The sequence below is a fragment of the Burkholderia cepacia genome, from assembly GCF_029962485.1.
Classification (GTDB): domain Bacteria; phylum Pseudomonadota; class Gammaproteobacteria; order Burkholderiales; family Burkholderiaceae; genus Burkholderia.
In genome coordinates this window covers 141811-154487 of sequence record NZ_CP073637.1, presented here as the reverse complement: position 1 = coordinate 154487, position 12677 = coordinate 141811, and the positions used below count along the sequence as shown (strand labels likewise).

General features: G+C 68.6%; 10 protein-coding genes. 2 read left to right on the top strand and 8 right to left on the bottom strand.

What is annotated here, in order from left to right:
• Positions 1 to 37: 37 nt before the first annotated feature.
• The 3 genes from KEC55_RS00650 to exaC form a co-directional block, all read right to left on the bottom strand.
• Complete coding sequence (locus KEC55_RS00650; RefSeq protein ID WP_282506328.1) at positions 38 to 1072, bottom strand: helix-turn-helix domain-containing protein; 1035 nt, start codon at positions 1070 to 1072, stop codon at positions 38 to 40.
• Between the two features lie 205 nt (positions 1073 to 1277).
• Complete coding sequence (locus KEC55_RS00645) at positions 1278 to 1823, bottom strand: hypothetical protein (RefSeq protein ID WP_282506327.1); 546 nt, start codon at positions 1821 to 1823, stop codon at positions 1278 to 1280.
• Positions 1824 to 2002: 179 nt separating this feature from the next.
• Entirely contained in the window at positions 2003 to 3529 is a 1527-nt protein-coding gene (exaC, locus tag KEC55_RS00640) for an acetaldehyde dehydrogenase ExaC (RefSeq protein ID WP_282506326.1), read from the bottom strand.
• Positions 3530 to 3851: 322 nt separating this feature from the next.
• On the opposite strand from exaC, the gene KEC55_RS00635 reads away from it, so the two are divergent.
• Positions 3852 to 4280 (top strand): pyridoxamine 5'-phosphate oxidase family protein, encoded by a 429-nt coding sequence (locus tag KEC55_RS00635; protein WP_282506325.1) that lies wholly within the window; start codon positions 3852 to 3854, stop codon positions 4278 to 4280.
• 99 nt (positions 4281 to 4379) lie between these two features.
• Here the strand turns inward: KEC55_RS00635 and KEC55_RS00630 are convergent, their stop codons facing one another.
• Complete coding sequence (locus KEC55_RS00630) at positions 4380 to 5993, bottom strand: MFS transporter (RefSeq protein ID WP_282506324.1); 1614 nt, start codon at positions 5991 to 5993, stop codon at positions 4380 to 4382.
• 155 nt (positions 5994 to 6148) lie between these two features.
• Between KEC55_RS00630 and KEC55_RS00625 the strand changes: the two genes are divergently transcribed.
• A complete protein-coding gene (locus tag KEC55_RS00625; RefSeq protein ID WP_282506323.1) occupies positions 6149 to 7033 on the top strand; it encodes a LysR family transcriptional regulator in 885 nt (294 codons plus the stop codon).
• Between the two features lie 88 nt (positions 7034 to 7121).
• Here the strand turns inward: KEC55_RS00625 and eutC are convergent, their stop codons facing one another.
• The 4 genes from eutC to KEC55_RS00605 all read right to left on the bottom strand — a co-directional run bounded on the left by eutC (position 7122) and on the right by KEC55_RS00605 (position 12486).
• Complete coding sequence (gene eutC / locus KEC55_RS00620) at positions 7122 to 7916, bottom strand: ethanolamine ammonia-lyase subunit EutC (RefSeq protein ID WP_282506322.1); 795 nt, start codon at positions 7914 to 7916, stop codon at positions 7122 to 7124.
• Positions 7913 to 9310 (bottom strand): ethanolamine ammonia-lyase subunit EutB, encoded by a 1398-nt coding sequence (locus KEC55_RS00615; RefSeq protein ID WP_282506321.1) that lies wholly within the window; start codon positions 9308 to 9310, stop codon positions 7913 to 7915. Before KEC55_RS00615 ends, eutC begins: the two co-directional genes overlap by 4 nt.
• Before the next feature lie 112 nt (positions 9311 to 9422).
• The gene (gene eat / locus KEC55_RS00610; protein ID WP_282506320.1) at positions 9423 to 10835 is read right to left on the bottom strand and encodes an ethanolamine permease; all 1413 of its coding nucleotides are present in this window, start codon (positions 10833 to 10835) and stop codon (positions 9423 to 9425) included.
• A 187-nt stretch (positions 10836 to 11022) separates the two neighbouring features.
• Positions 11023 to 12486, bottom strand: coding sequence for a mechanosensitive ion channel (locus tag KEC55_RS00605; RefSeq protein ID WP_176049082.1), 1464 nt, complete (start codon positions 12484 to 12486; stop codon positions 11023 to 11025).
• Positions 12487 to 12677 lie beyond the last annotated feature (191 nt).

The window sequence follows — 12677 nt, the reverse complement described above, 5'->3', positions numbered from 1 at the left end:
CGTCAGCCGGGTTGGAACGCCGACCGCGCCGCCTTCGTCACCCCGCCGCGACCATCACCGCGCGATCGCGCAGCGTCTCCGACGGCCGCTTGCCGAACAGGCGCCGGTAATCGGTCGCGAACTGGCTCAGATGCCAGAAGCCCCACGCCTCCGCAACATCCTGCACCGAGCCGGCCGCGCGGCCGCACAGGTCGCGCCGCGCGCCGTTCAGCCGCAGCGTGCGCAGATAGGTCGCGGGCGCCATCCCGAGCACGTCCTGGAAGCAGTACTGCAGGGTGCGCCGGCTCACGAGCAGCTGCTCGCACAACTCCGGCACGCCGACCGGGCGCGTACGGTGCGCGAGCACGTAGTCGCGCGCCTGTTCGACGATCCAGCGGCGCGTCGACGGCGCGGCGCCGCTGCCGTCGTCGGCAGGTTGCGCGCACGCATCGAACAGCGCGGCCAGCACGTCGGCCTGCAGGTCGTCGCGCTGCGCATCGGGCAGCGGGCCGGCCATCGCCACCGCGCTGTCGAGGCGGCGGCCGAGCAGCGCGCACAGCCGCGCGAGCCGCGCATCACCGACCTGCATCACGCGCTGCGTGAACAGCCGCTCGTCGAGCGCCCGGTGCTCGACTTCCTCCGCATAGCGGCGCAGCACGTCGCCGCGCACGACAACGCCGTAGATCGAGAACTGCGCGGGTGTCACCAGTTCGAATTCGACGTTGCCGGGCCGAAACGCGAGCGCGCCGGGCCCGATCCGGCATGCATCGACGCGCGCGGTGCCGTCGCACACGAGCGGGATGCCGAACCAGTACGCATCGCCGCGCACCTCGCACGCCTGGCGCAGCAAGTGGCTCGTCGATTCGCGAAACAGCTTCATCGTGTCGAGCGGCAGCTCGGTCAGCGTGCCGACGAAGCGGCCGGCCGCGAGCTGGTCATAGGTTTGCCGCCATCCGATCAGGTTGCGCGCCTGCTCGTCCGCATCGTGCGCGACGCTGACGACGGCCTGCCCGGCCTGCGCGTCGTCGCCCTGCGCGTTGCGCCGCGTGTCTTCGGCGGTCGGTTCTTCCCTGCACGCCACGTATTGATCCATCGTGTCCTCCCTCACCTGCCCGGAACCGCGCGTTTCACGCAAGTCCCGTGCCGAACCGCACGGCCCGGCGACCAGCCCGTCATTGCACACAGCCCGGCCGGTGCGCGCCATGGGGGCGCACCCGAAGGCGGCGTCCCGCGCACGCCGCCGGTGCGGCAAGCGCTGCGACCGCGCATCCGCGCCGTGGCCGGCTCCCGGACACCGGCTAACCGGCCGGCTTCAGCCGCACGACCCGCGTGCCGCAGTTGCCGTACGCCTGCGCGACCGCAAGCTCGACGATCGCGCTGCCGGCCGCCCACGGCGCCGCGTCCGCTTCAGGCAGATCGACGCGCAACGTCGCGCGACCGTTGATCCGGTAGCGGACTCCTCGCACGAAATCGACGAACAGCAACCCGACACCGCTGCCGTCGCACGCGGCCACGTCGATCCGACCACCGTCGTCGTCATGGGCGGGCAACGCGAACCGCAACGTCTTCGTGTCGATCACGCGAACGACGGGCAGCAGATCGCCGTTCGCATCGCGCAGGCTCTGCACGATGTCGCAGGTCACGGTGGCGCGAGCGCCGCTTGCCGTGCCGATGAACATGAATGGCTGCGACTCGACGAACTGCCGCACGCCGATGCTCAGCCGCGTGGTCACGACGTCGCTCATCCGCTCGGCTTCGTCGGCGACGCCAAAACGGTGTTGCGCGTCGAGTTCACCCGCATGAAACACCGGGTGACGCGGAAAGGATCGTGGCGGTTCTGCCATGCTGGTTGTTGTTGTCGCACGTATCGGCGCACCGTGCCGCCGCAAGCACGCGGCCGCCGGTATCGTTTCCGGTGCCGGCCGCCAGAAAGCGCGGCCCGCGCCAAGCGTCGAATGTCGGGATCGAACGGGACGAAGCACCGGGACCGACCGGCCCCGGCGCTACGCCCCTGCTCCGGCGATCAGAAGAACCCGAGCGCCTCGGCCTGGTAGCTGACCAGCAGGCACTTCGTCTGCTGGTAGTTCGACAGCGCCATCTTGTGCGTCTCGCGGCCGATCCCCGACTGCTTGTAGCCGCCGAACGCCGCGTGCGCGGGGTACAGGTGGTAGCAGTTGGTCCACACGCGGCCGGCCTCGACCTCGCGGCCCATCCGGTACGCACGCGTGCCGTTGCGCGTCCACACGCCCGCGCCGAGCCCGTAGAACGTGTCGTTCGCGAGTTCGATCGCTTCCGCCTCGTCCTTGAACGTCATCACCGACGCGACCGGCCCGAAGATCTCTTCCTGGAACACGCGCATCTTGTTGTTGCCGAGCAGCATCGTCGGCTTCACGTAGTAGCCCGTGCCGAGTTCGGCAGCCGGCGCCGTGCGCTCGCCGCCCGTCAGGCATTGCGCGCCTTCGCCGCGGCCGATGTCGATGTAAGACAGGATCTTGTCGAGCTGCTGCTGCGACGCCTGCGCGCCGATCATCGTCTGCAGGTCGAGCGGGTGGCCGGCCTTGATGCGTTCGACACGCGCGACGGCCTTCTCGATGAACTTCTCGTAGATCGATTCCTGGATCAGGATCCGCGACGGGCACGTGCACACTTCGCCCTGGTTCAGCGCGAACATCGCGAGCCCTTCGAGCGCCTTGTCGAGGAACGCGTCGTCCTGGTCGAGCACATCGGCGAAGAAGATGTTAGGGCTCTTGCCGCCCAGTTCGACCGTCGACGGGATCAGGCTGTCGGCCGCCGCGCGCAGGATGTGCTTGCCGACCGGCGTCGAGCCCGTGAACGCGATCTTCGCGATCCGCTTGCTGGTCGCGAGCGCCTCGCCCGCTTCCTTGCCGAAGCCGTTCACGATGTTGATCGTGCCGGCCGGGAACAGGTCGCCGATCAGCTCCATCAGCACCAGCACCGACGCGGGCGTCTGCTCGGCCGGCTTCATCACGACGCAGCAGCCGGCCGCGAGCGCCGGCGCGAGCTTCCATGCGGCCATCAGCAGCGGGAAGTTCCACGGAATGATCTGCCCGACGACGCCGAGCGGCTCGTGGAAGTGGTACGCGACGGTGTTGTCGTCGATCTCGGAGATGCCGCCCTCTTGTGCGCGGATGCAGCCCGCGAAGTAGCGGAAGTGGTCGATCGCGAGCGGCAGGTCGGCCGCCATCGTCTCGCGCAGCGGCTTGCCGTTGTCGATCGTCTCGGCCACGGCCAGCAGCTTCAGGTTCTTTTCCATCCGCTCGGCGGCGGCGAGCAGCAGGTTCGCGCGCTCGGCCACGGACGTCTTGCCCCACTTGCGGCGCGCGGCATGCGCGGCATCGAGCGCCAGCTCGATGTCGTCGGCGCCCGAGCGCGGCACACGGCAGAACGGCTGGCCATTGATCGGCGACACGTTCTCGAAATACTCGCCCTTCACCGGCGCCACCCACTTGCCGCCGATGTAGTTGTCGTACTGCTGACGGTACGGGTATTCGACGTCGAGGCCCAGTTGCTTCAGGTCAAACGGGTTCATACATGTCTCCTGTTCATCGTGCTTGTGTGAGTACAGCGCCGGTTGGAATGCGCTGCACCCGTTTACGCAACATGCGTGCCAAACAGGACGGGAGCACGTCGATCACGGCCGGCCCGCGTACGCGCCGTGCGGTGTTCACGCACGCAGCACGACGGGTGCGCCGATTCTGAACACCGCGATTGCGCAGCAGCGCGGCCGGTGTTCGAAATTTCCACAGTGCGCAGCGCGCATGTCGCACGCGAATACGGGCCGCGCCGCGTGGCATGTCGCTTGCGTGCGAATCGACGATCGACACGCCACGGCATTCGCGCCGACCGACACCATGAACGACCCGGGCCCGCTGACCGACGACGCCATCGCATTCATCCGCGAGCAGGCGTTCCTGATCGTCGCGACCGCCGACGCGGCCGGCAACAGCGACTGCTCGTACCGCGGCCGCCAGCCGCGCGGCGACGGGTCGTTCGAGCCGCTCGTCCACATGCCCGACCGCCGCGCGCTGGTGCTGCCCGACTTCGCGGGCAACAACCTGTTCAACACGATCGGCAACCTGCTCGTGAATCCGGCCGTCGCGCTGCTGTTCGTCGATTTCGTGCGCCAGACGACCTGGCTCGTGCAGGGCCGCGCGACGATCGACGAGGATGCGGGAAGCCGCGCACACCTGTGGCCGGACGCACGGCGCTACGTGGTGGTGGAGGTGGAACACGCACAGGCACGCCCGGATGCGGCGCTGCCGCCGCTGGTGCTGGCGTGATGCGCGTGGCGGATCGTCGGCGTGCGAATGCAGCGATGACGAAGTGAGGCGGCGCTCCGGCTGCCGAGGCCGAAGCGCCCGTGCGCGCCGACGCGACGCTCAACGCCCGTGCGCCTCCGGACAAGCCGTTGCGATCCGGCTGGGCACCGGTACATCGGCATGTGCGTGCCCGTCGGTGTCGTCGCCCGCTTCGGCGGCCGCTCGCCGCCCGCCGAGGAACACGAACACCACCACCGCGCACAGCACCGTGACGACCGCCAGCCCGGTCAGCAACCGGTCGAACGCATGCGTGTAGCTCGCGATCAACGCCGCGTGCCCGACGCCCGGCAACGCCGCCGCCGCGCCCGCGAGATCGCCGGTCGCGAGCCGTGCGGCCGCCCGCAGCGTCGCGTCCGGCGTGCCGGCCGCGCCCGCCGCCTGCCCCAGCCGCGTCTGCGCGAGCGCGGCCAGCACCGCACCGACGATTGCCAGCGCGATCCCCTCGCCGGCCACGCGCGTCGTGCTGAAAATTCCCGTCGCCATCCCCGCGCGTTCCTTCGGCACGACGCTCACCGACAGCCCGTCCATCAGCCCCCACGGCATGCCTGCGCCGACGCCGATCGCGAGCATCGGCGCAATCGCCGCAGGCCCCGCGCCGCCACGCAGCGCGATACCGAGCCACACGAGCCCGGCCGCCGCGACGAGCAGCCCGAGCCCCGAGATCACGCCGGCCGACAGCCAGCGCGTGAGCGTCGCCGCGACGAACGGCACGACCAGCATCGGCGCGGAAATCGCGAGCATCAGCCAGCCGGCGTCGATCTCGCTGAAGCCGTCGATGCCGATGAAGCGCAGCGGCAGCACGACGAGCAACACGATGTAGCAGCAGCAGGTCGACACCGGCAGCACCTGCACGCCGACGAAGCGTGCGATGCGGAACAGCGACAGATCGAGCATCGGCCGCGCGACGCGCGTCTCGATCATCACGAACGCACCGGCGCCGAGCGCCGCGCCGGCCAGCAGCGCGATCACGAGCGCACTCGTCCAGCCGCGCGCGGGTGCCTCGATCACGCCGAACGTGAACAGCGTCAGCGCGGCGGTGAACGCCGCCGTGCCGGGCCAGTCGAGCCCCGTCGCATGCGGGTCGCGCGACTCGTGCATGCGCGGCAGCCCGAACACGAGCGACAACACGCCGGCCACCGCACTCGTCACGAAGATCGCCCGCCAGCCGTAATGCCCGATCAGGCCACCGGCCAGCACGGGCCCGAACGCCAGCCCGATGCCGAAGGTCGTGCCGAGCAGGCTGAAGGCACGCGTGCGCGCCGCGCCGTCGAATTCCTGCGCGAGCGCAGCCGTGCCGCCGGCGAGCGCCGCGGCCGCCGCGAGCCCTTGCGCGGCGCGCAGCAGGTCGACCGCGAGCATCGACGGCGCGAACGCGAGCGCGACCGACATCAGCGTGAAGCCGCCGACCCCGATCGCGAACAGGCGCTTGCGGCCGAATTGATCGGCGAGCGCGCCCGACGCCATCAGGAAACTGCCGAACGCGAGCATGAACGCGTTGGTGATCCAGTTCATCGCGACAGGGCTGCCGTGCAGGTCGCGGCCGATCGCGGGCGTCGCGACCGCACCGCCCGAAAACGACAACGGCAGCGCGACGGCGGCCATGCAGACGGCGGCCAGCACCCAAGCGCGCCGGCGCGTCGACCGGGCCGAAACGGCTGAAACAGGGTGATCCATCATCGCTCCTCGAAAAGCTGGCGCGGATGCGCCGTCAGAGCGACAGAAGATAAATCCGATTCAATTCGCGAAAAACCACGCGAAGTTCCGCATATAACGGACTAAAATTCCGCAATTCTCCCGGTCGCGTGCGTCGGCACGCACGCTTCGACTCAATGGAAAACCTCACCGGCATCGTCGCCTTCGTCCGCACCGCCGAAGCGCTGAGCTTCGTCGCGGCCGGCCGCACGCTCGGCATCTCGGCCTCGGCGGTCGGCAAGACGATCGCGAAGCTCGAACAGTCGCTCGGCGTGCGGCTGTTCAACCGCACGACGCGGCGCGTCACGCTCACCGAGGAGGGGCGGCACTTCTACGAACGCTGCCAGCGGATCCTCGAGGATTTCCGCGATGCGGAGGCGACCGTGACGGCCTCCGCGCAGCGCCCGCGCGGCAAGCTGCGCGTGAGCCTGCCGGTGATCGGCTATCGCTTCCTGTTGCCCGTGCTGCCCGAATTCCGGCAGCGCTATCCGGACGTCGAGCTCGATCTCGATTTCAACGACCGGATGGTGGATGTCGTCGAAGGCGGGTTCGACGCGGTGATCCGCAGTGGGCCGCTGTCCGATTCGAGCCTGATGTCGCGGCGGCTCGGCCCGTTCGCGTTCGTGCTGTGCGCGACGCCCGCGTATCTCGCGCAGGCCGGCACGCCGCGCACGCCGCGCGACCTCGAAGCGCACGACTGCGTGCGCTATTGCTTCCCGACCACCGGCAAGCTGCAGGACTGGGCGCTCGCGGCCGACGACGGCACGCCGCTGAAGCTGCGCACCGCGATGACCTGCAACAACATGGAAGCGCTGCGCGGCACCGTGCTCGCGGGGCTCGGCATCGGCTACATGCCCGATTTCCTCGCGCGCGACGCACTCGAACACGGCGCGCTCGTCACCGTGCTCGACGACTACCGGATCGCGCCGGGGCAGTTCTCGATCGTGTGGCCGTCGAGCCGGCAGCTGTCGCCGAAACTGCGTGTATTCGTCGATTTTCTGTGCGAGCGGCTGTTCAGGTAGCCGGGTAGCGGGCGCCTCGACGGCCGCCCTCGTGCCGCTCGAATGGCGCGCGTGCCGCCACACGGCAGCGGCTCGCGTACGCCCCTTTTCAGTCCGCTCCGATCCGCTCGGCGTCCGCCGGCGGCAGCAGCGCATCGCTGTCGTCCTTCAGCCCGACGCCCGTCAGCTGGAGCCTGCGCGCATGCGTCATCAGGTAATGCAGCTTGTGTGCGGCCGCCGCGTGCGGCAACCCTTCGGGCCGCACGTTCGAGATGCAGTTGCGCAGTGCGTCGTGGCAGCCGACTTTCGGCGCCCACGTCAGGTACACGCCGAGACTGTCCGGCGAGCTGAGCCCCGGCCGTTCGCCGATCAGCATCGCCACGACCTTCGCGCGCAGCAGCTCGCCGATCTCGTCGCCGAGCGCGACGCGCGCCTGCGTCGCGACCACCACCGGGCCGACGCGCCAGCCGTCCGCATCGAGCCGCGGCCGCACGGCCTGCAACAGCGGCAACGCCTGTTTCGCGGCCGCGAACGCCGACAGCCCGTCGCCGACCACGAATACGACATCGGGTCCGTCGCCGCTCACCGCGTCGCCGTGCGCAGCCAGCAGCGCGCGCCCTTCGTCGGACAGCTTGCGGCCGAGATCGGGCCGGCGCAGGTAATGCTGGCGATCGGGCGCGGCGCTCTGCACACCGAGCGTCGCGAAGCCGGCCGCGTCCAGTTCGCGCCGCAGGGCGTCCGAATCGAGCGGCTGGTGCACCGCGTCGCGCGCCTGTGCGTGCGACAGGTTGAACGCGAGCAGCGGTGCGGTCGGCAGGCTGTTGCCCGCACGGCCGAGCGCGATCCGCGCGTTCGTGAACGACTTCAGCTGGCCCCACGGATTCTTTTCGACGGCGTCGCTCATGCTGACAACCCCATCCAGTCGTTCGCGCCGGCCAAAAGCGGCACGCGCGACGTCGCCGCGCGCAATGCGCCGTGCGCGTCGGCGATCTCCATCGTCTCCAGCCACTCCTCGAATTCCGGCGCGCGGCGCAGCCCGAGCACCTCGCGCACGTAGAGCTGGTCGTGGAACGACGTGCTCTGGTAGTTCAGCATCACGTCATCCGCACCCGGGATCCCCATGATGAAGTTGATGCCGGCCGCACCGAGCAGCGTCAGCAGCGTATCCATGTCGTCCTGGTCGGCTTCCGCGTGGTTCGTGTAGCAGATGTCGCAACCCATCGGCACGCCGAGCAGCTTCCCGCAGAAGTGATCCTCGAGCCCCGCGCGGATGATCTGCTTGCCGTCGTACAGGTATTCGGGGCCGATGAAGCCGACCACCGTGTTCACGAGGAACGGCTCGAACTTGCGCGCGACCGCATACGCACGCACTTCGCAGGTCTGCTGGTCGACGCCGAAGTGCGCGTTCGCCGACAGCGCGCTGCCCTGGCCCGTCTCGAAGTACATCAGGTTGTTGCCGACGGTGCCGCGCTTGAGCGACAACGCGGCCTCGTGCGCTTCGCCGAGCAGCGCGAGCGAGATCCCGAAGCTCGAATTCGCCTTCTCGGTGCCCGCGATCGACTGGAACACGAGATCGACCGGCGCGCCCTTCTCGATCGCCGCGATCGTGTTGGTCACGTGCGTGAGCACGCACGACTGCGTCGGCACGCCGTAGCGTTCGCGGAACCCGTCGATCATCGCGAGCAGCTTCACGATTGCCGCGAGGCTGTCGGTCGCCGGGTTGATGCCGATCATCGCGTCGCCGCAGCCGTACATCAGCCCGTCGAGCATCGACGCGGCGATACCCTTCACGTCGTCGGTCGGGTGGTTCGGCTGCAGCCGCACCGACATCCGGCCGGCCAGCCCGACCGTGTTGCGAAAGCGCGTGACGACGCGGCGCTTTCTCGCCGCCGCGATCAGGTCCTGGTTGCGCATCAGCTTCGACACGGCCGCGACCATCTCGGGCGTGAGGCCCGGCGCGATCCGTTCGAGCGCCGCGCCGTCGGCCGCGGGCGACAGCAGCCAGTTGCGGAAATCGCCGACGGTGAGGTGCGAGATTTCCGCGAACGCCTGCGCATCGTGATCGTCGATGATGAGGCGCGTGACCTCGTCGTCTTCGTACGGGATCACCGCTTCGTTCAGGAACGCCTTCAGCGGCACGCCCGCGAGCGCGATCTTCGCGGCCACACGCTCCTCCTCGCTCGCCGCCGCGACGCCGGCGAGCTGGTCGCCGGAACGCAGCGGGCTCGCCTTCGCGAGCAGCGTCTTCAGGTCCGCGAAGCGGTACGTGCGCGGACCGATCGTCTCCGTGTAGGACATCTGCGAGCCTCCTTGCCCATCCTAGCCAAAAGCCGACGGCGCGCCCGTTCGACGGGGCGCGCCGGATACCGTCAGAAACGGCCTGCCACTTTTACCTTCACCTTCACCCTGCTCACTCCTCCAGCAGCGCGTCGCCCGGCGCGCTCTCGCGCTGCGAACGGGTCGCGAGGAAGTACGCGTAGCCGACCGCGAGAAAGCCCAGGAACACCAGCGCGACCAACCCGTTGAAGTACACCATCGTACCGAGGCAGACGAGCGCCGCCAGGATCGCGAAGGCCGGGAAGATCGGGTACAGCGGCGCGCGGAACGGCCGCGCCATGTTCGGCTGCGTGCGGCGCAGCTTGAACAGCGACGCCATGCTCACGATATACATCACGATCGCACCGAATACCGACATCGTCACGATATTCGCGGTGAGCGTCTGCCCGCCGAACTGGATCAGCTCGTCGCTGTAGATCGCCGCGATGCCGACCACGCCACCCGCGAGGATCGCGCGGTGCGGGGTCTTGAAGCGCGGATGCACCTTGCCGAGCCACTCCGGCAGGTAGCCTTCGCGGGCCAACGCGAAGATCTGGCGCGAATAGCCGAGGATGATCCCGTGGAACGACGCGACGAGCCCGAACAGCCCGAGCCACACGAGCATGTGCATCCAGCCGCTGTTCGCGCCGACGATGTACTTCATCGCCTGCGGCAGCGGATCGTTGATGTTCGCGAGCTTGGTCCAGTCCCCCGCGCCGCCGGCGAACACCATCACGCCGATCGCGAGCGCAACGAGGGTCAGGATCCCGGCCACGTAGGCGATCGGAATCGAGCGCTTCGGGTTCTTCGCTTCCTCGGCGGCCATCGCGACGCCTTCGATCGCGAGGAAGAACCAGATCGCGAACGGGATCGCCGCGAACATCCCGTGGAACGCGCCGACGCTGAAATGATCTGCGCCCGACCAGCCGCCTTTCGTGAAGTTGCTCCACGCGAAGCCCGGCGACACGACGCCCATGAACACCAGCAGCTCGAAGATCGCCAGCAGCGTGACGACCAGCTCGAAGGTCGCCGCGATCTGCACGCCGACGATGTTCAGCGCCATGAACACGAGATACGCGCCCATCGCCGCATGCTTGGGCTCGAGGCCCGGGAACTGCACGTGCAGGTACGCGCCGATCGCAAGCGCGATCGCGGGCGGCGCGAACACGAACTCGACGAGCGTCGCGGCGCCGGCGAGATAACCGCCGGTCGGGCCGAACGCACGGCGCGCATACGCGAACGGGCCGCCCGCGTGCGGGATCGACGTCGTCAGCTCGGTGAAACTGAAGATGAAGGTCGTGTACATCGCCGCGACGAACAGCGCGGTGACGACGAAACCCAGCGTACCGGCACTCGCCCAGCCGTAGCTCCAGCCGAAGTATTCGCCTGAAATCACGAGGCCGACCGCGATGCCCCACAGTTGCCAGGTCCCGAGCGTCTGCTGCAGCGCGGGCTGGCCGGACGACTTGGCGCCGGCGGCGGGCCGGCCATTCGACTCTGCTTTCATCGGACTCTCTCCTCAAAGGCGCCGGGCCTGCCGGCCAGCGCGACTGAGAATCGATGCTAGAGAGTCATTAAACGACGTGTTATCGAAATTCGGCAAAGATCGCGGCTGACATTTCGCTTGCGGAAACACCGGCCGCGCGGGTTGCAACGACGATCCGGCCGCACGACGCGGGCCGGATCGCCCGTGCTTACTGCCCGCCGCCGCGCTGGTTGAACCAGCGGTCGAGCAGCTTGCCGGCCGCCTCGCGGCCGCCGAGGCCGAACGACAGCGCCACCGCCACCGCGATCGCGCCGAGCACGAGGCCGAACGCGAGCTGGACGATCTCGTTCGCGATGCCCATCGCGCGCAGCCCCATCGCGAACACGAGGCCGAGGATCGCGAATTGCGCGATGCGCGCGAACAGCACGCTGTGTTCCCGGTCGGCCTGCTCGATCACGCGGCGCGCAAGGCCCGCGAGCCACACGCCGATCACGAGGATCACGCCGCCCATCAGCACGTGGCCGCCGAATTCGATGAACAGCGTGACGACGTCACGCACCTGCGAGAAGCCGAGCCGGTTCGCGGCTTCGACCGACGCGAACAGCATCGCGAAGAACACGATCAGCCGCGCGACCAGCACCGACGGCTGCAGGATGCCCGAGAACACGCGCTCGACGCCGAGCACGGTCGGCAGCCCGTCGACGCCGGCGGCTTCCAGCAGCTTCTGCGCGAGCGAGGCGACGAAGCGCGCGAAGTAGAACGTGACGAGCACGATCACGATCGCCGCGACGATGTCCGGCACCGCGCCGAGGAACTGGTTCAGCATGTTGGTCGCGGGGATCGAGATCGCTTCGATCTTCAGCGCGTCGAGCGCGGAGATCAGCGTCGGCACGAACACGAACACGTAGACGATCGTGCCGATCAGGCTCGACACGCGCACGGGCGTCGGGCTGTCGAGACGCTGCGTGAGGCGATCGGCGCCGGCGGCGACGAGCAGGTTCGTCACGAGACCGCGCAGCACGCGCGCGACGATCCAGCCGACGAAGCCGATCACCGCGGCCGCGAACAGGTTCGGCACGATCGCGAGCAGCTTGTCGACCATCCCCTGCACCGGCGACAGCAGGCCCGACAGCGCGAACGACGCGAGGATCGCCGGCAGGAACATCAGGATCACGAGCCAGAACAGCACGTCGCCGAGATAGCCGCTCATCGGCTGCATGCCGGCGCCTTCGGACAGCTTGTCGTCGATCTTGCTGGCCTTCAGCGCGCGGTTCGCGAGGCTGCGCAGCAGCGACGCGATCAGCCACGCGATCAGCGTCAGCGCCGCGCCGCCGATCAGGTTCGGCAGATAGTTGACGATGTGCGTGACGAGCAGCGAGAACGGATTGGAGACCGCGTACAGGTTGAGCACGTTGAAGATGCCCACCGCGGTGACGAGCAGCACGAGCCAGAACAGCCCGCCGGCGATGATGCGCTCGACGCACGCGCCCTGGCCGGTGCTGTCGGTGATCCGCTTGTCGACCTTCAGCGCGTTGAGCAGGCGCAGCGCGCCGGCCCGCACCACCACGGCGATCAGCCAGCCGATCACCAGGATGCCGATCGCGCCGGCGATCTTGGGCAGGTATCCGCCTAGCGTGGCCTGCAGCGACGTGATGAAGCTGGAAGCATCCATTTCTTCTTCTCCCGAAAAACGTGGTGTTGCGATTGAACATCGACGAACTACCTGCGTACTTCGAAAAGCGTGCTGACCGGTTCGAGCAACTTACCCGAGAAAAATGACGCGATCACCCGATTTCACCGTCTTTAACTTTAGTCATAGATCGCAGGGGGGCAAGACCCCATTTCGGCAAAATTAAAAAGGGG

Excerpts from the sequence above, each read along its gene's own strand:
- KEC55_RS00635 (WP_282506325.1), top strand. The coding sequence starts at position 3,852 with ATGAACGACCCGGGCCCGCTGACCGACGACGCCATCGCATTCATCCGC.
- KEC55_RS00650 (WP_282506328.1), bottom strand. The coding sequence starts at position 1,072 with ATGGATCAATACGTGGCGTGCAGGGAAGAACCGACCGCCGAAGACACG.
- eutC (WP_282506322.1), bottom strand. The coding sequence starts at position 7,916 with ATGAGCGACGCCGTCGAAAAGAATCCGTGGGGCCAGCTGAAGTCGTTC.
- exaC (WP_282506326.1), bottom strand. The coding sequence starts at position 3,529 with ATGAACCCGTTTGACCTGAAGCAACTGGGCCTCGACGTCGAATACCCG.
- KEC55_RS00625 (WP_282506323.1), top strand. The coding sequence starts at position 6,149 with ATGGAAAACCTCACCGGCATCGTCGCCTTCGTCCGCACCGCCGAAGCG.
- eat (WP_282506320.1), bottom strand. The coding sequence starts at position 10,835 with ATGAAAGCAGAGTCGAATGGCCGGCCCGCCGCCGGCGCCAAGTCGTCC.
- KEC55_RS00630 (WP_282506324.1), bottom strand. The coding sequence starts at position 5,993 with ATGGATCACCCTGTTTCAGCCGTTTCGGCCCGGTCGACGCGCCGGCGC.
- KEC55_RS00605 (WP_176049082.1), bottom strand. The coding sequence starts at position 12,486 with ATGGATGCTTCCAGCTTCATCACGTCGCTGCAGGCCACGCTAGGCGGA.
- KEC55_RS00645 (WP_282506327.1), bottom strand. The coding sequence starts at position 1,823 with ATGGCAGAACCGCCACGATCCTTTCCGCGTCACCCGGTGTTTCATGCG.
- KEC55_RS00615 (WP_282506321.1), bottom strand. The coding sequence starts at position 9,310 with ATGTCCTACACGGAGACGATCGGTCCGCGCACGTACCGCTTCGCGGAC.